The sequence below is a fragment of the Sphingomonas sp. SUN019 genome (assembly GCF_024758705.1).
Classification (GTDB): Bacteria; Pseudomonadota; Alphaproteobacteria; order Sphingomonadales; family Sphingomonadaceae; genus Sphingomonas.
The window spans coordinates 2,899,447-2,920,905 of record NZ_CP096971.1 but is presented as its reverse complement, the minus strand read 5'-3'; the positions used below and the strand labels follow the sequence as shown (position 1 = coordinate 2,920,905).

General features: G+C 67.4%; 19 protein-coding genes. 6 read left to right on the top strand and 13 right to left on the bottom strand.

From position 1 onward, the window contains the following. Position 1: 1 nt before the first annotated feature. Genes M0208_RS14045 through M0208_RS14035 form a run of 3 tightly spaced genes read left to right on the top strand, consistent with a single transcriptional unit; the run spans position 2 to position 4,648 of the window. Positions 2 to 2,497, top strand: a complete 2,496-nt coding sequence (locus tag M0208_RS14045; protein WP_258892294.1) for an ABC transporter permease — start codon at positions 2 to 4, stop codon at positions 2,495 to 2,497. 32 nt (positions 2,498 to 2,529) lie between these two features. Beyond that, a complete protein-coding gene (locus M0208_RS14040) occupies positions 2,530 to 3,876 on the top strand; it encodes a TldD/PmbA family protein (protein WP_258892293.1) in 1,347 nt (448 codons plus the stop codon). Next, positions 3,869 to 4,648: a 3'(2'),5'-bisphosphate nucleotidase CysQ gene (locus M0208_RS14035; RefSeq protein ID WP_258892292.1), complete on the top strand. Its 780-nt coding sequence runs from the start codon at positions 3,869 to 3,871 to the stop codon at positions 4,646 to 4,648. Before M0208_RS14040 ends, M0208_RS14035 begins: the two co-directional genes overlap by 8 nt. A 121-nt stretch (positions 4,649 to 4,769) precedes the next feature. Here the strand turns inward: M0208_RS14035 and M0208_RS14030 are convergent, their stop codons facing one another. From M0208_RS14030 to M0208_RS13970, 13 genes are all read right to left on the bottom strand, one after another. Next, positions 4,770 to 5,516 carry an HAD-IIB family hydrolase gene (locus M0208_RS14030; protein WP_258892291.1) on the bottom strand — a complete coding sequence of 249 codons (747 nt, stop codon included), beginning with the start codon at positions 5,514 to 5,516 and terminating at the stop codon, positions 4,770 to 4,772. Then, positions 5,517 to 6,305, bottom strand: a complete 789-nt coding sequence (locus M0208_RS14025) for a Cof-type HAD-IIB family hydrolase (protein WP_309547013.1) — start codon at positions 6,303 to 6,305, stop codon at positions 5,517 to 5,519. It lies immediately after the preceding gene. A gap of 14 nt (positions 6,306 to 6,319) precedes the next feature. Continuing rightward, the gene (gene gnd / locus M0208_RS14020; RefSeq protein ID WP_258892289.1) at positions 6,320 to 7,306 is read right to left on the bottom strand and encodes a phosphogluconate dehydrogenase (NAD(+)-dependent, decarboxylating); all 987 of its coding nucleotides are present in this window, start codon (positions 7,304 to 7,306) and stop codon (positions 6,320 to 6,322) included. A 164-nt stretch (positions 7,307 to 7,470) separates the two neighbouring features. Then, complete coding sequence (gene tal, locus M0208_RS14015; protein ID WP_258892288.1) at positions 7,471 to 8,577, bottom strand: transaldolase; 1,107 nt, start codon at positions 8,575 to 8,577, stop codon at positions 7,471 to 7,473. A gap of 221 nt (positions 8,578 to 8,798) precedes the next feature. Next, positions 8,799 to 10,850, bottom strand: a complete 2,052-nt coding sequence (gene tkt / locus M0208_RS14010; RefSeq protein WP_258892287.1) for a transketolase — start codon at positions 10,848 to 10,850, stop codon at positions 8,799 to 8,801. A 76-nt stretch (positions 10,851 to 10,926) separates the two neighbouring features. Further along, a complete protein-coding gene (gene rpiA / locus M0208_RS14005; RefSeq protein WP_258892286.1) occupies positions 10,927 to 11,598 on the bottom strand; it encodes a ribose-5-phosphate isomerase RpiA in 672 nt (223 codons plus the stop codon). 3 nt (positions 11,599 to 11,601) lie between these two features. Continuing rightward, positions 11,602 to 12,492, bottom strand: coding sequence for a crotonase/enoyl-CoA hydratase family protein (locus tag M0208_RS14000; RefSeq protein ID WP_258892285.1), 891 nt, complete (start codon positions 12,490 to 12,492; stop codon positions 11,602 to 11,604). Positions 12,493 to 12,619: 127 nt separating this feature from the next. Next, on the bottom strand, positions 12,620 to 13,393 hold the full coding sequence (locus tag M0208_RS13995) for an SDR family NAD(P)-dependent oxidoreductase (RefSeq protein ID WP_258892284.1): 774 nt from the start codon (positions 13,391 to 13,393) through the stop codon (positions 12,620 to 12,622). A gap of 56 nt (positions 13,394 to 13,449) precedes the next feature. Continuing rightward, positions 13,450 to 14,550 (bottom strand): helix-turn-helix transcriptional regulator, encoded by a 1,101-nt coding sequence (locus M0208_RS13990; RefSeq protein WP_258892283.1) that lies wholly within the window; start codon positions 14,548 to 14,550, stop codon positions 13,450 to 13,452. A gap of 148 nt (positions 14,551 to 14,698) precedes the next feature. Beyond that, complete coding sequence (locus tag M0208_RS13985; protein WP_258892282.1) at positions 14,699 to 15,190, bottom strand: hypothetical protein; 492 nt, start codon at positions 15,188 to 15,190, stop codon at positions 14,699 to 14,701. Between the two features lie 85 nt (positions 15,191 to 15,275). Then, positions 15,276 to 15,704, bottom strand: coding sequence for a very short patch repair endonuclease (locus M0208_RS13980; RefSeq protein ID WP_258892281.1), 429 nt, complete (start codon positions 15,702 to 15,704; stop codon positions 15,276 to 15,278). After that, positions 15,676 to 16,296, bottom strand: a complete 621-nt coding sequence (locus M0208_RS13975; protein ID WP_258892280.1) for a GIY-YIG nuclease family protein — start codon at positions 16,294 to 16,296, stop codon at positions 15,676 to 15,678. Before M0208_RS13975 ends, M0208_RS13980 begins: the two co-directional genes overlap by 29 nt. 157 nt (positions 16,297 to 16,453) lie before the next feature. Beyond that, a complete protein-coding gene (locus tag M0208_RS13970) occupies positions 16,454 to 17,611 on the bottom strand; it encodes a DNA cytosine methyltransferase (RefSeq protein WP_258892279.1) in 1,158 nt (385 codons plus the stop codon). A 117-nt stretch (positions 17,612 to 17,728) separates the two neighbouring features. Here M0208_RS13970 and uvrA point away from each other — a divergent pair, with 117 nt between their 5' ends. The 3 genes from uvrA to M0208_RS13955 all read left to right on the top strand — a co-directional run bounded on the left by uvrA (position 17,729) and on the right by M0208_RS13955 (position 21,442). Then, positions 17,729 to 20,629, top strand: coding sequence for an excinuclease ABC subunit UvrA (uvrA, locus tag M0208_RS13965; RefSeq protein WP_258892278.1), 2,901 nt, complete (start codon positions 17,729 to 17,731; stop codon positions 20,627 to 20,629). A gap of 89 nt (positions 20,630 to 20,718) precedes the next feature. Next, entirely contained in the window at positions 20,719 to 21,270 is a 552-nt protein-coding gene (locus M0208_RS13960) for a hypothetical protein (protein WP_258892277.1), read from the top strand. Continuing rightward, positions 21,245 to 21,442 carry a hypothetical protein gene (locus M0208_RS13955; RefSeq protein WP_258892276.1) on the top strand — a complete coding sequence of 66 codons (198 nt, stop codon included), beginning with the start codon at positions 21,245 to 21,247 and terminating at the stop codon, positions 21,440 to 21,442. The genes M0208_RS13960 and M0208_RS13955 overlap by 26 nt, the downstream gene beginning before the upstream one ends. Positions 21,443 to 21,459: the final 17 nt, after the last annotated feature.

The following is a 21,459-nucleotide window of genomic DNA, read 5'->3' as shown; positions in this document are numbered from 1 at the left end:
CATGAGCCTTGTTGGGCGGCTGGCGCTCCGCGATCTCCGCCGCGGCGGGCGCGGGTTGTTCCTCCTGGCGTTGTGCCTGTTCTTCGGCACCGCCGCGCTCGCGGGAATCGGCAGCCTGTCCGCCAGCATGATCGCCGCGCTCGACGCGCAGGGGCGGCAGATGCTGGGCGGGGATGTCGAGCTGCGCGTGTCGCAGCGCCGCGCGACCGTCGAGGAAGCTGCCGCCTTCGCCGCGCGCGGGCCGCTGTCCGAAACAGTCGGGATGCGCGCGATGGCAGACGCCGAACGCGGCGACGCGCCGGTGTTGGTCGCGCTGAAGGGCGTCGACGCGCGCTGGCCGCTGATCGGCGATTTCCGCCTCCAACCCGGCGCGCTCGCCCCGCGCCCGGCGGGCCTGCAGGCCGCCATCGCCCCCGCGCTCGCCGACCGGCTGGGGGTAAAGGTCGGCGACAGGCTCCGCGTCGGCGCCGCGCGCCTCACGGTGATCGGGATCATCGCCACGGAACCCGACGCGCTCGGCGAAGGCTTCAGCCTTGGCCCGCGCGTATTGGTCGACATGGCGGGCCTGGACGCGACCGCCGCGGTCCAGCCCGGCAGCCTGTACGACAGCCGCTATCGCCTCCTCCTGCCGGTCGGCGCGAACGCCAAGACGATCGGCGATGGCCTGAGCGACCGATTTCCCGGCGCCGGCTGGTCCACCCGCACTCCCGACCAGGCCGCGGGCGGCCTGCGCCGCGGGATCGCGCAGCTCGGGCAATTCCTGCTGCTCGTCGGCCTCTCCGCGCTCGCTATCGCGGGGGTCGGGGTTGGCAGCGGCGTCGCGGCGTACCTTGCGGGCAAGACGCGGATCATCGCGATGCTGAAGGTGCTGGGCGCGGAATCGCGCACGATCGCCGCGATCTTCCTGACCCAGCTCGCCGCGGTCGCCGCGATCGGCATCGCGCTCGGGCTGATCGTCGGCGCGGCCGTGCCGGCGATCGTCACGGGAGTCGCGGGCGATGCGCTCCCGGTCGTGCCCCGCCTCGCGCTCTACCCCGTTCCGCTGCTGACCGCGGCGGCGCTCAGCGCGCTCGTCGCGCTGCTGTTCGCGCTCCCCGCGCTGGCGAGGGCGCGCCGCGTTCCCGCCGCCAGCCTGTTGCGCGATGTGGTCGCCAACCGCCGCTGGCCCTCGCTGCGCACCGCCGCCGCGATGACCGGCCTGCTGGCGCTGCTCGTCGCGCTCGCGGTGCTGACAGCCTCCGACCGCATCCTCGCATTGGGCTTCGTCGCTGCGATGGCTGTGCTGGTGGCGCTGTTATGGGGCATCGGCATCGCACTCCGCCGCGGGCTCGCGCGCCTGCCGCGCCCGCGCCGCCCGCTTCTTCGCCTCGCGCTCGCCAATCTCCACCGCCCCGGCGCGCAGACCGACCGTCTGGTGGTCGCGCTCGGCCTCGGCTTCGCACTGTTCGTCGCGCTCGCCACGATCGACACCAGCCTGTCCAGCGAGATGGCCAGCCGCGCGCCCGCGAAAGCCCCGCGCTTCTTCGCGATCGACCTTCAGCCCGACGACGCCCCCGCCTTCCGCACCGCGGTCACCCGCGCCGCACCGGGCGCGCGGATCGAGGCCACGCCGTCGCTGCGCGGTTCGATCGTCGCACTGAAGGGTCAAAGCGTCGCCGACATGAAGACCGTGCCCGAAGGCGCGTGGGTGCTGCGCGGCGACCGCACAATCACCTGGGCGAAGTCGCTCCCGCCGCGCAACGAGATCACCGCCGGACGCTGGTGGCCCGCCGATTACCGCGGCCCCCCGCTCGTCTCGATCGAGGATCGCGCTGCGGAAGCATTGGGCCTGAGGATCGGCGACGAGATAACCGTGGCGGTGCTGGGCGTCGATGTGACCGCGCGGATCGCCGCGACGCGAAAGATCGACTGGAGCGGCCTTGGCCTCAACTTCGCGATCGTCTTCTCGCCCGGCCTGATCGAGGAAGCGCCGCACAGCCTGCTCGCCAGCGTCTATGCCCCGCCCGGCGGCGACGGGGCAATCGCGCGCGACGTCGCGCGCGCCCTCCCCTCGGTCACGATGATCCGCGTCGGCGATGTGATCGGGCAGATCGGCGAATTGCTCGGCCAAATCGCGCTCGCGATCCGCGTCGCCGCCGCGGTGACCGTCGCCGCCGGACTCGTCGTATTGGTCGGCGCGATCGCCGCCTCCGCAAGGGCACGGCGCACCGACGCGGTGATCCTGAAACTGCTCGGCGGCAGCTCGGGCCAGGTATTGGGCGTGCAGGCGATCGAATACGCTCTGCTCTCCGCCTTGCTTACCGGCGTCGCGCTGGCCGTCGGCGGCGTCGCGGGCTGGTACGTCGTGACGCAGGTGTTCTCGCTCGGCTGGGCGCCCGACTGGAGCGTCGTCGCACTGACGCTGGCCGCGTCCGCTATCGTCACGCTGGGGATCGGCGTGCTCGGCAACCTCCCGCTCCTCCGCACCCGCCCCGCCGCCGCGCTACGCGCCGACTAGCATCCGACCACGCCGCGCCCTAAGTCACCGCTATGCTGACCCCAGATCAGGCGCGCGATCGCGCCCAGGACATTGTCGCCCGCGCACAGAAGGCGGGCGCAGACGCCGCCGACGCGGTGTTCGCCGCCGACGCCTCGACCGAAATCTCGATCCGCCTCGGCAAGCTGGAGGACGTCGGCCGCTCCGAAAGCGGTGACCTTGGCCTGCGCGTCTTCGTCGGCAAGCGTTCCGCCAGCGTCTCCACCTCGGACCTGTCCGACGACGCGCTGTCCGCACTCGTCGACCGCGCGGTCGCGATGGCGCGCGAAGCGCCCGAGGACGAATGGGCCGGTCTCGCCCCCGCCGAACGCCTGATGCACGGCGCCCCGCCGCTGCTCGACCTCGACGACGGCGGAGAGATTGCGCCGACGTTCCTGCGCGAGGTCGCGCTCGCCGCGGAGGACGCCGCGCGCGCGGTCCCCGGCGTCACCAACAGCGAAGGCGGCGGCGCAAGCGCAGGGCGCAGCGTCTGGGCGCTCGCCACCAGCCACGGGTTCGCTGGCTCCTACGCCACCACCAGCTACGGCCTGTCGGCCAGCGTCATCGCGGGCGAGGGCGGCGGGATGCAGCGCGACTACGCTTATCATTCCACGCGCCACCTGAACCGGCTCGAAGCGGCGGACGACATCGGCCGTCGCGCAGGAACTCGCGCCGTCGCGCGTGTGAACCCCGCGAAGGTGCCGAGCGGACCGATGCCTGTCGTGTTCGATCCGCGCGTCGGGGCCAGCCTGCTCGGCCACCTGACCGGTGCGATCTCGGGCCAGGCCATCGCGCGGAAGACCAGCTTCCTGCTCGACGCGCTTGGCACACAGGTCTTCGCGAAGGGCGTCAGCATCCACGACGATCCGCACCGCCCGCATGGCTTGCGCTCGCGCCCGTTCGATGGCGAGGGCCTGCCCGTTTCGCCGACCGCGATCATCAATGACGGCATGCTGGAGATGTGGCTGCTCGAATCCGCCGCCGCGCGTCAGCTTGGCCTCGAACCGACCGGCCACGCCGCGCGCGGCGTCGGCGGCGCCCCGGGCGTCACGACCAGCAACCTGTACATGGCCGCGGGCCGCGTTCCGCCCGCGACGCTGATCGCGGACATCAAATACGGCGTGTTCGTGACCGAGTTGATCGGCATGGGCGTCAACGGCGTTACCGGCGATTACAGCCGCGGCGCGGCGGGTTTCCTGATCGAGGATGGCGAGGTCACCACGCCGGTCGCCGAATTCACCATCGCGGGGAATCTGAAGCCGATGTTCGCGAACCTGACGCCTGCGAACGACCTGGAATTCCGTTACGGCGTCAACGTGCCGACGATCCGCATCGACGGGATGACGGTGGCGGGTGGCTGACGCCCTCGCGGACGCCGTCGCGGCCATCGCGCGCGAGGCCGCGGCGATGGCGCATGCGCGCTCCGCGACCGACTTCGCGCGATCGGAAAAGATCGACGGCAGCCCGGTGTGCCAGGTCGATCTCGACGTCGACGCGATGCTCCGCGCGCGGCTGTCGGCGCTGCTGCCCGACGCAGGCTGGCTGTCGGAGGAAACCGCCGACGCGCCCGATCGCCTGTCGCGCGAACGCGTGTGGGTGGTCGATCCGATCGATGGCACGCGCGACTATATCCGCGGCCGTCCCGGCTGGGCGGTGTCGATCGCACTGGTCGAACATGGCCGCCCGACGATCGGTGTGCTCGACGCCCCCGCGCGCGGCGAAATCTGGCGCGCGACTGCAGGTGGCGGCGCGACGCTGAACGGCGCGAGTATCCACGTCGGCGGCCGCGTGGACTTCCCCGGTTCACGTGTCCCGACAGACAGTCTGCCCAAAGTCGACCGCGATCTGGTCGCGGTCGAAAAGCCCAACTCGATCGCCTTGCGCATCGCGATGGTCGCCGCCGACCGCGCCGACCTCGTCGCGACGCTTCGCTGGGGCAACGAATGGGACATCGCCGCCGCCGTCCTGATCGCTGCGGAGGCGGGTGCGGCGGTAAGTGACGCTCTCGGCGCACCGCTTAGGTTCAACAAACCCGACCCCCGCGCCTTCGGCGTGCTGGCCAGCACCCCCGGCATCCACGCCGCCGCGGTCGAACGCCTCAGCGACCGCGCGAAGGTGATCTTGGCGGCTTAAAAATCCTCCCCTGCAAGGGGAGGTGGCGCGTAGCGCCGGAGGGGTGTCGACCTCTCGATAGGCAGACACCCCTCCGTCAGGCTTCGCCTGCCACCTCCCCTTGCAGGGGAGGATTGGAAGGTCACTTCCCGCACGCCACCACCGTCGCGATCACCGCCAGCGTGTCGCCCGGATCGCGCACGCGGACCGTGTCGAGCCCCAGCTCCTTCGCCGGATAATCGTTGCCGCCGGGGAAGATCGCGTCGCCGACAAACATCATCGCGTCCAGCGCGATCCCGCTGGCGTCGCGCAGTTTCTTCAGGCCATACGCCTTGTCCACGCCCTCGCGCGTGATGTCGATCGAGGTCGCGCCGCCCATGTTGATCGACAGGCCCGGCAGGCGCCCCCGCAGGTCGGCCTGGATTACCTTGCGCTTGGCGAAATCGGGATCCCAATGCTCCTTCGCATCGATCGGGGCCTGCTGGCCGAGCGCGGAGAAGGTGATCTGGCTGCCGCGGTCCTCGATCCGTTCGCCCCAGGTCTGTTCGGGCTGAAAACCGGTCGCATCGAGACTCTCGTTGAACGCGGAGATGATCTTCGCGCGTTCTTCGTCGCTGAACAATTCGGCATAGACCGGCGACCATTGGCCGTCCTTGTGCGTGTACAGTTTCGTCCCCGTCGTCGGCATCAGCCACAGTTTCGTGAAGTCGGCGCGCGCCGGCAGGCGGCTGGCGACCTGCTTGTCGAACTGCGGCCAGTCCCCGCCCGAGATCACCGCGACGTTCACCACGCCCAGCAGGTCGGCCAGCGCCTCCGCCATATCGTCCTTGATCGCCTGCTTGCTCTCGGCCAGCGTTCCGTCGAGATCGAACGCAACTAACTCTTTCATCTACGAAACTCCGCTCAGGATAAGGGTGTCGATGGCGTGCGCGACACCGTCTTCGTCATTGCCGCGGGTCACGTCGTGCGCGACCGCCTTCACCGCATCGGGCGCATTGCCCATCGCGATCGACCGGCCCGCAAGCTTCAGCATGGGCAAGTCGTTGGCCTGGTCGCCGATCGCGGCGATGTTGGCGAAGTGCACACAGAACGCATCCGAGAGCGCGCCGAGACCCGCGCCTTTGTCAGCACCCAGCGCGGTGACGTCGAGGTAATAGGTCTGCGACTGCATGATGGTCGCTAGGTCGCGGAATTGCACACCGACGCGTTCGGCAAGCTGCCGAAGTTGTCTCTCGTCATCGCTGACGAAGGTGATCTTGTCCGCGCGATCGAGCAGCGGATCGAGGTCGGTCACCGCGACCGGTTCCTGATTGGCCGCGATCCGCTCGCTCGCGGTGTGCGGACCGTTGGGGTCGGTCGCGTACCAACGATCGTCCGCGAACACCCACGTCTCGACCGGCGCATCCTTGGTGAGCGCGACGATCCCGCGTGCGACCTCGGGCGTGATCGTCAGGTGCCTGGACACGCTGCCGTCGCGGCGGAATACGATGCCGCCGTTGAACGCCGCCATGTCGCCGTCGAGCGCCAGCGCCTCGGCGATCGGCAGCATCCCCGACATCGGCCGCGCGCTGATGATCGTGAACGCGATGCCCGCCGCGCGCAGCCGTTCGACCGCGGCGATCGTCGCGGGGGTCACCTTTTTCTGCTTGTCGACGAGCGTCCCGTCGACGTCGCTCACCACCAAGGCTATACTCATTGCGGAATCTCGACGTGACCGCCGAAGCCGTAGCGCATCGCCGACAGCAATTTGTCCCCGAACATATCGTCGATCCGGCTGCGATAGCGCGCGAACAGCGCGGTGGTCAGCACGTTGACCGGCGTCGCCTGTTCCATCGCGGCGTCGATCGTCCAGCGGCCCTCACCCGAATCCGCGACATGGCCGGAGAATTGTTCGAGCTTCTGGTCCTTGGCCAGCGCGATCGCGGTCAGATCGAGCAGCCAAGACGAGATCACGCTGCCGCGCCGCCAGACTTCGGCCACGTCGGTCAGGTTGAAATCGAAGCGTTGATCGTCGGGCAGCCCCGGCGCACCGCGGCCGTAGAGCACGTCGAACCCCTCGGCATAGGCCTGCATCAGGCCGTATTCGATGCCGTTGTGGACCATCTTCACGAAATGCCCCGCGCCTGCGGGACCGGCGTGGATATAGCCCTTTTCCGCGCGCGGATCTTCGCCGTCATGCTCGTCGCGACCGGGGGTGCGCGGGATCGTGCCGACGCCGGGCGCGAGCGTGTCGAAGATCGGATCGAGCAGGTCGACCGTTTCCTTGTCGCCGCCGATCATCATGCAGTAACCGCGTTCCAGACCCCACACGCCGCCCGACGTGCCGACGTCGACATAGTGATGCCCGTGGTCGGCCAGTTCCTTCGCGCGGCGGATATCGTCCTTCCAAAAACTGTTGCCGCCATCGATGATGATCGTGCCCGCGGGCGAGGCCTTGCAGATAGTCTGGATCGTCTGTTCGGTCGGATCGCCCGCGGGCAGCATGATCCACCAGATCGCGGGCGTACCCAGCTTGCCGCGCATGTCATCGAGCGAATCCGCGGTGATCGCGCCCTCACCGCCCAGCGCCTCGACCGCGGGCGCGTTGCGGTCCCACACGACGACCTCATGGCCCCGACGCATCAACCGCCGCGCGATATTGCCGCCCATCCGGCCGAGGCCGACGATGCCGATCTTCATGCTGTATCTCCGTGAGGCCGACCCCAACTCCGCTCATCCTGAGGAGCCATTGAGCTTGTCGAAATGGCGTCTCGAAGGGCGTGGACCGTCCTTCGAGACGGGGCTTCGACAAGCTCAGCCCCTCCTGAGGATGAGCGGGTGTGAGGATTCGAGTGCAGAACGGTTCAAGCAGCCGCGGGTTGCTTGTGCGCGATCGCGGCCAGCAGGGTGTCGAACGACTTCACGAACGACGCCACGCCTTCCTCCACCAACCGATCGGTGGTCCCGCCCAGATCGAGCCCCAGCCGCTCCGCCTCGGCCAGAACATGACGCGCGTCATCCACATCCGCGGTCAGCGTTTCCGCCGCCACGCCGTGGTCGCGGAACGCGTCCATCGTTGCAGGCGGCATGGTGTTGACCGTGTCGGCACCGATCAGCGTGTCGATGTAGAGCGTGTCGGGATAGGCCTTGTCCTTCGTGCCGGTCGACGCCCACAGCAACCGCTGCGGCATCGCGCCCTTCGCGGCCAGCGCCTTCCAGCGGTCGCTTTCGATGAAGTCGAGATACCATTGATACGCCAGTTTCGCGTTGGCGATGGCGACCTTGCCGCGCACCGCTTTCGCGTCGTCCGACCCCAGTTCGTCGATCTTCTTGTCGATCGCGCTGTCGATCCGGCTGACGAAGAAGCTGGCGACGCTGGCGATACGGTCGATCGGCTGCCCTTCGGCAACGCGCTTTTCCAGACCCGCGGCATGGGCCAGCGCGACCGCCTTATATGCTTCGATCGAGAACAGGAGCGTCACGTTGACGTTGATCCCGTTCGCGATCGACGCGGCGATCGCCGGTACGCCTGCGCGCGTGCCCGGAATCTTGATCATCAGATTGGGCTTGTCGACCCGCCCCCACAGTCTGCTCGCCTCGGCGATCGTCTCGTCGGTGTCGTCGGAGATATAGGGCGACACCTCAAGGCTGACGTAACCATCCTTCGCGTTCAGCCGGTCGTACACCGGGCGGAGGATGTCGCACGCCGCCTTGATATCCTCGATCGCGAGATGTTCGTATCGCGCGATCGTCGCGGCTTCCGGGTGCGCGCGGTCGAACGCGGCGAGGCTGTCATCATAGGCGGTACCCTGCCCCATCGCCTTTTCGAAGATCGACGGGTTGGAGGTCACGCCGGTGAGGCCGTCTTCGTCGACAAGTTTCTTGAGGCCGCCGTCCGCGAGGAATTTGCGGTCGACGAAATCGAGCCACACGGCCTGGCCGAGGTCTTCGAGTTGGTTGAGGGTAGTCATCACGTTCACTCCAAAATTCGTCCGTACCCCTCACTCCGCTCATCCTGAGGAGGGGCTGAGCCTGTCGAAGCCCCGTCTCGAAGGACGGCCCGTGTCCTTCGAGACGCCATTTCGACAAGCTCAATGGCTCCTCAGGATGAGCGGGGTGGGGTAACCCGCCGCTCAATGCGTGGGTGGGGGTAATCCGTCACCCGACAAACCGATGCGGGCCTTCTGGTCTTCTACGAACCCATCACCTGCTTCGCCACCTTCACGATGTTCTCCACCGTAAAGCCGTACTTGTCCTGCAGCTTGGCGATCGGGGCCGATGCGCCGAAGGTCGACATGGTGATCGTCTCGCCCGACAGCCCGACATAACGGTCCCAGCCGATCTCCCCCGCCATCTCGATCGCGACGCGCGCGCTGACGCCCTTCGGCAGCACGCTTTCCTTGTACGCGTCGGATTGCAGTTCGTAGCGATACCAACTCGGCATCGACACCACCCGTGCAGCGACGCCGTCTGCGGTCAGCTTTTCATACGCCTCCACCGCCAGCGACACTTCGCTGCCGGTCGCGATCAGGATCACTTGCGGGTTTTCGGCGCTGGCCAGCACGTAGCCGCCCTTCGCCAAACCGTCGGCGCTGGCATATTTCGTCCGGTCCAGCGTCGGCAGCGCCTGCCGCGACAGGACCAAAGCGGTCGGATGCTTGCCGTCCTCCATCGTCGCGCGCCATGCGGCGGCGACTTCGTTCGCGTCGGACGGGCGGATCGTGTCGAGCCCCGGAATCGCGCGCATCGTGGCCAGATGCTCGATCGGCTGGTGCGTCGGGCCGTCTTCGCCGACGCCGATCGAATCGTGCGTGTAAACCCACACCGATCCGATTTCCATCAGCGCCGACAGCCGAACCGGCGCGCGCATGTAATCAAGGAACACCAGGAACGTGGAGCCGTAAGCGCGCAGCCCTGACAGCGCCATGCCGTTCACGACCGCACCCATGCCATGTTCGCGCACGCCGAAATGGAAGTTCGCGCCGCCGTAATTGTCCGCCTCGAACGACGCCGCGCCCTTGATGTCAGTCTTGGTCGACGGCGCGAGATCGGCCGAACCGCCGAGCAGCCACGGCACGCGCTTCGCGATTGCGTTCAGCACCTTGCCGCCCGCGTCGCGGCTGGCGACGCCCTTCGCATCGGCCTCGAACACCGGAATGTCCGCGTCCCAGCCATCGGGCAACGTTCCGCCCATCAGCGCGTCGAGTTCCCTGGCGAGATCGGCGTGCTCGGTCCGGTATTTCTCACGCAGTTCGTCCCACGCCTGACGCAGCGGCGCGCCGCGGTCCGAGATCGACTTCTCGAACCCGGCCTGCACGCCGTCGGGCACGTAGAAATCCTTGTCGACCGGCCAGCCGTAGGCTTCCTTGGTCTTGACGATATTCTCCGCGCCCAGTGGCTCGCCATGCGCCTTCTCGCTGCCCGCGCGGGGGCTGCCCCAGCCGATCACCGAATGGACGACGATGAAGGTCGGGCGGTCGTTCGTCGCCTTGAACGTCTCGAATGCGGCGGTCAGCGCGGCCACGTCGTTCGCGTCGTCGACGTGGATGACGTTCCAGCCGTACGCCTCGAAACGTTTTCCCACATCCTCGTCGAACGCGAGGTCGGTCGCGCCCTCAATCGAGATATGGTTGCTATCGTAGATCCAGCACAGGTTCGACAGCTTCAGATGCCCGGCGATGCTCGCCGCTTCGCCGCTGACACCCTCCATCATGTCGCCGTCGCCGCACAGCGCATAGACGTCATGGTCGAACAGGTCGAAGCCCGGCTTGTTATAGCGTCCCGCCATCCAACGTTCGGCGATCGCCATGCCGACCGCATTGCCGCAGCCCTGCCCGAGCGGGCCGGTGGTCGTCTCCACGCCGGTGGTGTGGCGATATTCGGGATGGCCGGGGGTCTTGGAACTCAGCTGGCGGAACTGCCGGATATCCTCCAGGCTGACCGCCTCCGCGCCGTCCTTTTGCTTTACGCCGGCGAGGTGGAGGAGCGAATAGAGCAGCATCGACGCGTGGCCGACCGACAGCACGAAGCGGTCGCGGTTGGGCCAGTCGGCGTGCGCGGGGTCGTAGCGCAGGAACTTCGACCAGAGCGTCCAGCCGACCGGGGCCAGCGCCATCGGTGTGCCGGGGTGCCCCGAATTCGCCTTTTGCACCGCGTCCATCGACAGCGTGCGGATCGTGTCGATCGCCAGGCGTTCGGGCGAGCCGTCCTCGTGTACCGTGGACAGGGTGGCGGTATCGGTCATGAAAATCCTCGCTCGGCTCATCGGTCGAACGAACGTCCGCCCGATGCGTTGCCCTTTTATAAGAGTCGCCGCCGCTTTAGCCGCTCGCACCGGCGCGTTCCACCCGCGTAACGACACCATCATGGGCGATGTACGCCGCGTCGATCTCGTCGAGGAACAGCCCGTGCCCGAGCGCGCCGGGGATTGCGTCGATTTGCGCGGCGAGGGTTCGGGGATCGTCGAGCGTGGGGAAACGGCAATCGGCGATCAGATTACTGTTGTCGGTCAGGCCATCGCGGACGATCACGATCGCACCAAGCCGTTCCAGCGCCGCGACAACGAAGCTGAGCGCGAACGGCAAGACCTCGACCGGCACCGCCGCGCGGCCGATCGCCGCGACGTGCTTCGATCCATCTGCGATCACCACCATCCTCCGCGCCGCGCTCGCCACCGCCTTCTCGCGCAGCATCGCCCCGCCCGCCCCCTTGATCGCGAAGAGTCGCGCGTCGATCTCGTCCGCCCCGTCGATCGCCAGGTCGATCGCGGCCACGCGCGCGAAGTCGACGACGTCGATCCCCGCCGCCCGCGCCGCCGCCTCGGTCGCAATACTGGTGGCGACCGCGGTGATGCCTAGTCCTTCGGAGACCCGCCGCCCCAGCGCCGCGATCGCGTACGCCGCGGTCGACCCGGTGCCGAGCCCGACCAGCATCCCGTCGCTCACCTCGGCCACCGCAGCCTCCGCGGCGAGGCGTTTGTCGTCGTCGATCATACCTCAGCTATACCGCTGCTCTTCCCACCACGGAAAATAATCCGGCATTCCGCTCGACACCTTGTCCGGATAGACCGGCGTCCGCTTCTCCAGAAACGAGGTCACCCCCTCCTTTGCGTCGCCCGACCGCCCGCGCGATAATATGCCGCGGCTGTCCACCTTGTGCGCGTCCATCGGGTGCTGCATCCCGAGGCCGCGCCACAGCATCTGCCGGATCAGCGCGACCGAGACGGGGGCGGTATTGTCGGCGATCTCGCGCGCGATTTCGTGCGCGCGGGCCTTCAGCCGGTCGCCCGGCACCACCTCCTTCACCAGGCCCCCCGCCAGCGCCTCGTCGGCGGGGAACACGCGCCCCGAATAGCACCATTCCAGCGCCTGGCTGATGCCGACGATGCGCGGCAGGAAGAACGACGATCCCGCCTCGGGTACGATCCCGCGCCGCGCGAACACGAAGCCGAAGCGCGCGGTGTCGCTCGCCAGCCGGATGTCCATCGCCAGCGTCATCGTGCTCCCGATCCCGACCGCGGGACCGTTGATCGCCGCGATCACCGGCTTCAGGCATTCGAAGATGCGCAGCGTCAGCCGCCCGCCCCCATCGCGGGCGCTTTCGCTGCCATAGCGCAATTCGCCATCCGGCCCGACCGGCGAATCCGCGCCGCGCCCTTCATAGTCGAACGTTTTCCCCCCGCCCGACAAATCCGCCCCGGCACAGAAGGCGCGCCCCTCGCCCGTCACAATTACACAGCGCACGGCGTCATCGGCGTCGACCTGATCGAACGCGTCGATCATCTCCGCCATCATCTGCCCCGTGAAGGCGTTCAACTTCTCGGGCCGGTGCAGCGTGATCGTCGCGATCCCGTCGGCGATGTCGTAGCGGATCTGTTCGTAAGCCAAACCGGTTCTCCTGTTGTTTGATGCGCTCACGCGCATGGAGCGGTACCAGCCCGCTCCCCCTCCCGGCCGCCCACAGAATATCCTGAATGGGTGGCCGGAAGGGGGAGCGGGCTGGCACCGCGACAATTCACAACGTCTGTCCGTCGTCGATCGTCATCACCGACCCCGTCACCTCGGCGCTGGCGTCCGAACACAGATACAGCAGCATCGGATCGAGCGCGCCGGCGCTCATGATCCGCGGGCGGGCGAAGCGGGCGAGCAGCTTCTTGCCCTCGGCGTGCTCCCACAGATCGGCGTTGATGTCGGTCAGGATATAGCCCGGGCAAAGGACGTTGACGTTCACGCCGCGCAGCGCCCAGTCCTTGGCGAAGCTGCGGCCCATCTGCATCACCCCGGCCTTGGTCGCGGCATAGGCGCCGGTGTGCGGTGAGACGTGATGCGCGGTGATCGAGGAGATCAGCACGATCCGCCCCCGCCCCGTTTCGGTTGATCCCGCGGCGATCATCCGTTTCGCCCCTTCGCGCGCGGTCAGGAACACGCCGCGCAGGTTCACCGCGACCGTCTGGTCGAACGCCTCCATTTTCATGCCGAGCGAACTCGCGCCGTGCGCGATCCCGGCATTGGCGACCACGGTATCGACCGTCCCGAACGCGGCCTCCGCCGCATCATACGCCGCGATCGTCGACGCCTCGTCCGCCACGTCCATCGCCACCGCCAGCGCTTCGCCGCCCGCCGCCTCGATCGCGGCGCGCAGTTCCTCCAGCAAGGCGGTTCGCCGCGCCGCGATCACCACCTTCGCCCCGCTCGCCGCCAGTTGCAGCGCGAACCGCCGCCCGATCCCCGACGACGCGCCCGTCACCAACGCAACACGCCCGCTCAGATCGAACGAAAATCCCGCCACGCACCTCTCCTCGGCATCACCATAACATTATTTATGGTGGGCAAGGCAAGCCCGCTCTACCCCAGCACCGCGTGGAGCAGGTGGATCGCATCCGCCTCGCGATTGACCCCCAGCTTCGCGAACAGCGTGCGCAGGTGCGTGCGCAGCGTTTCGCGCGTGATGCCGCGCGCGGCGCAGATTTGCGCGCGCGGCTGCCCCATCAGCAGCGCCAGCGCGATCGCCGCCTCCGCCGCAGTCAGACGGTACGTGTCGCGCAGCACGCTCGCATCGATCGGGCCGGGATAAAGCGAGCGTTTCACCACCAGGATTGCAGCGGGCGCGAACCCCATGCTCCAGTCGCGCGCGGGCAGGCAGTGGAGCTTCAGCGTCATCACCCCGCCGGTCCCGCCCTCGACCTCGTCCGGCACGACGACATGCCCAGCCAGCGCGCGGCCCGATGCGACCGCATTCATCGCCGCCGACAGCCGCCGCTGATCCTCCGCGATGGGCAAGGCGACGCGCCCGTCCGCCAGTCTCACCACCCCGGCGCGCAGCAACCCTTCTGCGCTGACTGTCCGCGCGCGCACCCTCAGGTCGGCGTCGAGCACGAAACACGCAGTTCCCATCGCGTCGAAACTGCCCGCGATCAGATGGTGCCCCTGCCGCTCCAACGCCACCTGCAGCGCCGCTGCGGCGACCGCATAATCGCGCAGTTCGGCGAAATCGGCGCGCACCGCCGCCGTGGTCGGCCCGGACCGCGCCGACCGCAACAGCGCGAAGCCCAGCAGATTGTGCTCGTCGCGCCGCAAATTTGTCTGGCAGCCGTGCGGGATATCCACATCACGCGTCAGATCGAGATAGGCGTCATTGACCAGCCCGCTCCGCGCCGCGGCGTAATGCGCCTCGTGCAGCACCGCGTGCGGGCCGGCCGCCACGCTGGCGGCGACGCGGTAGTTGATCAATGGCGATCCGTGATCGATCGCGTCGAACCGGCGCAGCGCGCCCGCATCGATCCCGCTGACGAAGTTGAACGCGACATCGTAATCCGGCCCGAACCCGATGATCTGCGCATGATCGGACCGGCACGCCGCCGCCACGTCGGACAGCACGCCCAGCCACCGATCGGGCTCGATCGCAGCCGCCAGCAACTTGTCCGCCAGGCCATGATGCCGCCTCACCGGAATCCCCCTTCCCGGTTGCCAACCCCACCGAACGTGCTGCGCGCGCCCGATAATTCCTTATTATTACATCGTTTCCTAACGTGATACGATCGATTTTACGTAATCATTATCCATAATGGGTAAGATCAGACCGGATCGGATCGAATCAACCGGGTCGTCTATTGGCGAACAGCCGCGTCAGCAGCGCGCCCGCCGCATCGCCGATCGCATCGGCGACCGCCTGCGGATCGATCGCTTGCGTCCCGCCGACGCCAGGCTGTGGCGGGACCGGGGGCACGGGCGGAACGGGCGGCGCCGGAGGAACGGGAGGTGTCGGCGGAACGGGAGGGGCCGGCGGAACAGCGCGCTCTTCGCCCGCGTGCGGCGACTGCCGCCGTTGCCGCCCCGCACTCGCCGCCGCCGCGGTCGCCGCCAGCGCCAGCCCGGACGCGATCATCTCGCGCCCCTGCGGCGAATTCGCCTTCGCGATCAACGCCTCGCCCATGCGGCGCAACTCGTCCGGCACCTCGAACCCCGGCGCGCCGCGTCCCGCCGACCCGCCTGCCGAAGCCTCCGCCGCCATCCGCGCGGCATAGGCCGCAGCAGCAGCCTCCGCCGCCTTGCGCGCCGCCTTCTTCGCGTCCTTCTTCTTGCCCATCGTCAGCCTCTATCGTGTGTATCGCAGATATAATACACCGCCCGGCGTTTCGCTAGGCCCGGTCGTTCGAAAAGCGTTGCCGCGATCATCGCAGCCAAAGCGCCAACCGCATCGATACGGCCGCAACATCGCGCAATTCGCATTCCCACACCGTCATGGCGGACCAGCCAAGGCGGTCCAGCGCGGCCGCTACATCCAGGTCGCGCGCGCGGTTGCGAGCGATCTTCGTGCGCCAATATTCAGGGTTGGTCTTCGGCGCACGACTTCCCCGCGCGCAATTATGGCCGTGCCAGAAGCATCCATGTACGAAGAGCGCCTTGCGCCGACCGATAAAGGCGATGTCCGGCGTGCCCGGCAGATCGGCCCGGTGCAGGCGATAACGATAGCCGAGGTCGGTCAGGATACGGCGAACCGCCCGTTCCGGCGACGTATCGCGCGACCTGACCCGCGCCATCGTCTCCGATCGGGTCAGGGGCTTTTCGGCTTCAGGTCGTTTCGCCGTGATCGCCTTCATCGTCCGGTTCGTCCGTCTCGCGTTCTTCGACCGCCGCTTCGCCCCCAAGCGCGGCGAAGCGCTTGTTGGCGAGCCACGCCAGTCTATCCGCCTGCGTCGCCAGCGCGCGACGCAGGCCGGCCTGAACGTCGCGACCGGCGATGATCTGCGAGAGCCGTGCGATCGTCTGCGCGCGTCGCGCGATCCGCAAATCCGGATGTTGCCGGATGCGCCGGACGTCCTCGCTTACGATATCGCCCCTGATGCTGGGCGGCGTCTCGCAGACCGGGACGTCTGGCGGATCCTTCTCATTGAGAATTTTGCCGAACTTGCTTTCGGCGACGAGCTTCAGGAAGATGGTGCGCTCCAACGCGTCGAGATGCTTCGCCGCTTCGACCGCGCCAGCAGTCTTGCCGCCCACCTCTTGATATTGCGGCAGCGGCCATACAGCGATCGATCGAACCTCGAACGGATCTAGCACCGCCATCGCCACCGCATCGGTGCGCTGGTTGGTCAGGTGCCGGGCGATCCGTTGTCCCAGGCTTTCGCGCGTTTGGCCCACGTAGATCGGTTCGCCGTCATAATCGAAGAATGCGTAGACGCCCCACTTCACCGCACCGACCGTTATCGACGCTCCCTTTCGAGTCTGCGGTGCGTCAGTGTGAAAGCTCGACAGCGATTGGGAAACGAACTGTTGCAGCCCGCGCCTCAGTTCAACCGTTTCGCTCGGCGGACTCTTGGTGGCGAGGTCGGCAACGGGGCCTTCATCGTTACGCCGCGACAATACGAACCTCACGCTGGTGCAACACCGGCTCCAATATCGTCTCCGCGATATGCCGCACCACGGGCACCGCCACGCCGTCCCCGGTCAGGTGATAGGCATCGTTGTATCGCAGCGGCAGCCGATATTCCTCGGGCAGCCCCATCAATCGCGCGGTCTCGCGCGCCGAGATCAGCCGGGTCCGGACCCGCCCATCCTCGACCGCGACAATCGTCTGCCGGCTCGATCCGCCGCCGGGCGTCCGCAGGCATCCTGCGAGGTCGAAACGCACTTCTGCGCGCTGCATCTTGCGACCCTGCTCGATCCGCGTGCGTTTGTAGACCGCGCCGACGCTTTTGCCGCCGTTCGCCGCGACCAGATCGATCTTGGCGCGATTGACCGGGGTCATCATCGCCAGAATCTTTGCGGTTTCCGCGTCGCTGCGCCACGCCACGTCGTGCGGTTCGTCTTCGATCAGATCGATCAGCCGCGCATTTCGCTTTGGCGGTTGGGGCGGCGCAAACCATAGCCACATCGACCGCAATTGTTCGGGCAAGGCGGCCTGCGCCGCGCGGAGGCGCGCGGGATGCCAGCGATCGAGCGCCCACGGACTCTGGATATGGCCCGGCACCGGCAGCGAATCGTCGATCGCGACGACGAACAGGCGCGGGCGCGATTGCGGCAGGAACAGTTGCGCATCGACCACCATCGCGCCGATCCAATATCCCGCCTTCGCGACCGTCGCGCACAGCGCCGCAAAGTCCGCGCCGTCGTTCGACGTCAGCAGCCCACACACGTTCTCCAGCACGATCGTCCGCGGTTTGCGACCCTCAGCGCGCAAACCCTCGATCAACCGCCAGAACGGCCAGAACGCACCCGACCGACCACCGCTCAGCCCAGCGCCCGCACCCGCCAACGACAAGTCCTGGCACGGAAACGAAGCCCAGACGAGATCGGCCCGCTCCGGCAATTGCGCCGTCGTCACCGCGCCGACGTCGCCGACGTGCAACGCCGCATCGCCCCAGTTTTCTGCGTAAGCCGCGCCCTTCTTCGGATCGAAATCGTTTGCGAACAAGCAGTCCCAGCCCGCGCCTAACCCGGCGCGCGCCATCCCGCCGCCGGCGAAAAACTCGTAAAAGACAGGTCGTTCGTCCATCATCGTCACCATGCCGATCCCCGCTCGCCACGCAACCCCGCTTGCCCGGTCGCGCGCCTGACCCCATCTGTCGGCATCGTGCCGTGCTCCCGCTTGCGGATCAAGAACAAATATGGAACACTCCTTCCCATGCTGACCCACATCTCCGTCCGCGGCGCGCGCGAGCATAATCTGAAGGACGTGAGCGTAGACATTCCGCGCGATACGCTGACCGTCATCACGGGGCTGTCGGGCAGCGGCAAATCGTCGCTCGCGTTCGACACCATCTATGCCGAGGGGCAACGCCGCTACGTCGAATCGCTCAGCGCCTATGCGCGGCAGTTTCTGGAGCTGATGCAGAAGCCCGACGTCGATCATATCGAGGGGCTCAGCCCCGCGATCTCGATCGAGCAAAAGACCACCAGCCGCAATCCGCGATCGACCGTCGCGACCGTCACCGAAATCTACGATTACATGCGGCTGCTGTGGGCGCGTGTCGGCATCCCCTATTCCCCCGCGACCGGCGAGCCGATCGCCGCGCAGACCGTCAGCCAGATGGTCGACCGCGTAATGGCGCTGCCCGAGGGCACGCGGTTGTTCCTGCTCGCGCCCGTCGTGCGTGGGCGGAAGGGCGAATATCGCAAGGAAATGGCCGAGTGGCAGAAGGCCGGCTTCACCCGCGTCCGCATCGACGGCGAAATCCACGAAATCGACGAAGCCCCCGCGCTCGACAAGAAATACAAGCATGACATCGAGGTCGTGGTCGACCGGCTCGTCGTGCGCGGCGACATCGGTACGCGGCTGGCGGAATCATTCGAGACTGCGCTGAAACTCGCCGAGGGGCTGGCGTATGTCGACCCCGCCGATCCGGTCGAACCGCATACGCCGAAATCGATGATCCTCGGCGATCACGCGCCGCCCGGCCGGATCGTGTTCAGCGAAAAATTCGCCTGCCCGGTCAGCGGCTTCACGATCAGCGAGATCGAGCCGCGGCTGTTCAGCTTCAACGCCCCGCAGGGCGCGTGCCCGGCGTGCGACGGCCTCGGCGAAAAACTGATCTTCGACGAAGACCTGGTCGTCCCCAACCACGCGCTCAGCATCAAGAAAGGCGCGGTCGCGCCGTGGGCGAAATCGAACCCGCCCAGCCCCTATTATATGCAGGTGCTCGGCAGCCTGGCGCGCGAATTCGATTTCAGCCTGGAAACGCCGTGGGAGGATCTGCCCGAGGAGGTCCAGCGCGTCATCCTGCACGGGACGAAGGGCAAGCCCGTCACGCTGACCTTCATCGACGGGCGCAAGAAATACGACGTGAAGAAGCCGTTCGAGGGCGTCGTCGGCAACCTCAACCGCCGCCTGCTCCAGACCGAGAGCGCGTGGATGCGCGAGGAACTGGCAAAATACCAAAGCTCGCAGCATTGCGAGACCTGCCACGGCGCGCGCCTGAAGCCCGAGGCGCTGGCGGTGAAGATCGCGATGCAGAACATCAGTTACGCCACCCATCTGTCGGTGGTCGACGCGCTGGCGTTCTTCACCGACCTCCCCAGCCACCTCGGCGATCAGCAGAAGGCGATAGCCGAACGCATCCTGAAAGAAATCGTCGAGCGCCTCGGCTTCCTCAACAACGTCGGGCTCGACTACCTCAACCTCGATCGCACCAGCGGCACGCTCAGCGGCGGCGAGAGCCAACGCATCCGCCTCGCGTCGCAGATCGGCAGCGGCCTGTCGGGCGTGCTCTACGTCCTCGACGAACCCAGCATCGGCCTCCACCAGCGCGACAACGATATGCTGCTGAAGACGCTCCGCCGCCTGCGCGACCTCGGCAACACCGTGCTGGTCGTCGAACATGACGAGGACGCGATCCGCACCGCCGATTACGTCATCGACATGGGGCCGGGCGCAGGCCTCCACGGCGGGAGCATCGTGGCGCAGGGCACGCTGAAACAGCTCCTGAAATCGAAGGGCAGCGTCACCGCGGACTATCTCAACGGCACGCGCTCGGTCCCGCTCCCCGACGAACGCCGGACCGGCAACGGGCGGAAGGTGACCGTCCACAACGCCACCGCCAACAACCTGACCGGCGTCACCGCCAGCATCCCGCTCGGCACCTTCACCTGCATCACCGGCGTGTCGGGATCGGGCAAGTCCAGCTTCACGATCGACACGCTCTACGCCGCCGCCGCACGCGCGCTGAACGGCGCGCGCATCCTGGCGGGCAAGCACGACAAGATCACCGGCCTCCAGCATCTCGACAAGGTCATCGACATCGACCAGTCGCCGATCGGCCGCACCCCGCGGTCGAACCCCGCGACCTACACCGGCGCCTTCACCCAGATCCGCGACTGGTTCGCCGGCCTCCCCGAAAGCGCCGCGCGCGGCTACAAGCCCGGCCGCTTCAGCTTCAACGTGAAGGGCGGCCGGTGCGAGGCGTGCACCGGCGATGGCCTGCTCAAGATCGAGATGCACTTCCTCCCCGACGTCTATGTGACGTGCGACGTCTGCCACGGCGCGCGCTACAACCGCGAAACGCTGCAGGTGAAGTTCAAGGGCCACAGCATCGCCGACGTGCTCGACATGACGGTCGAGGACGCGGCGGAATTCTTCAAGGCCGTCCCCCCGATCCGCGACAAGATGGCGATGCTGGTCGAGGTGGGGCTGGGCTACATCAAGGTCGGGCAACAGGCGACGACGCTGTCGGGCGGCGAGGCGCAACGCGTGAAGCTCGCCAAGGAACTCAGCCGCCGCGCCACCGGCAACACGCTCTACATCCTCGACGAACCGACCACCGGCCTGCATTTCGAGGACGTCCGCAAACTGCTCGAAGTCCTCCACGCGCTGGTCGAACAGGGCAACACCGTGGTGGTGATCGAACACAACCTCGACGTCATCAAGACCGCCGACTGGGTGCTCGACCTTGGACCAGAGGGCGGCGTGAAGGGCGGCGAGATCGTCGCCCAAGGCACCCCCGAGGACGTCGCCGCCGAACCCCGCAGCTTCACCGGCAAATACCTCGCGCCGCTGCTGGAGCGGGCCGAGCGGGCAGCGGCCGAGTAAATTCCTCCCCGGCACGGGGAGGGGGACCATTCGCTACTTCAGCGAATGGTGGAGGGGCCGCCGAAGGCGGTGGCGGGAGCGTGAAATCAATGCCCGGATACAGACCAGAATTCGAAGCCGCCCTCCGCCTCTTCGCCCGCCTCAGCGAGGCGATGAAGGCGCGCGGTCTGCCGCGGCCGATCCTCGTCGGCGGCGCGGCGGCGGAATATTATTCGGGCAGCGCAGTCAGCACCGGCGACTTCGATATGTGTTCCCCCGCGGAGCCCGAGCTTGAAGAGGAAATGGAGCGCCTCGGTTTCATCCGCCCGATCGGTCCCGGCCACACCACGCTCGGCTGGGTCCATCCCGAACTGAAGCTGGGTTTCGAGATCGTCGCCCGCGTGCCGATGGACGGCAACATCCCGCAGGACCGCATCCTCCTGATCGAAAATGTCGACCCCGGCGCGTCCTTCGCGATCATCTCGGTCGAGGATCTGATCGCCGACCGCATGGGCCAATATGCGTCGGGCACCGCAAAGGACCGGCTTGAGCAGGCGCGCATCCTGTTTCGGCTTAACCCGCAGATCGATCTGGACTATCTCGATCGACGCGTCCGCGAAGAGAGTTCTGGCGATCATGGCATCGAAGACGTCCGAGACTGACCCCGAGCCCTGGCCCGGCCCCCGCGTCGATTTCACCGATTTCGCCGCCAGCCTCGCCGCGCGCCGCGCCGAACTCGGCGAACCCGACCTGCCTCGCAACTCCGGCACCCACCGCACCCCGAGCAAGCGCGCGTTGCTGAAATCGATCGAGGATGCTGGGGGAAAATGGTAACAAAGTAGGATAAGTCA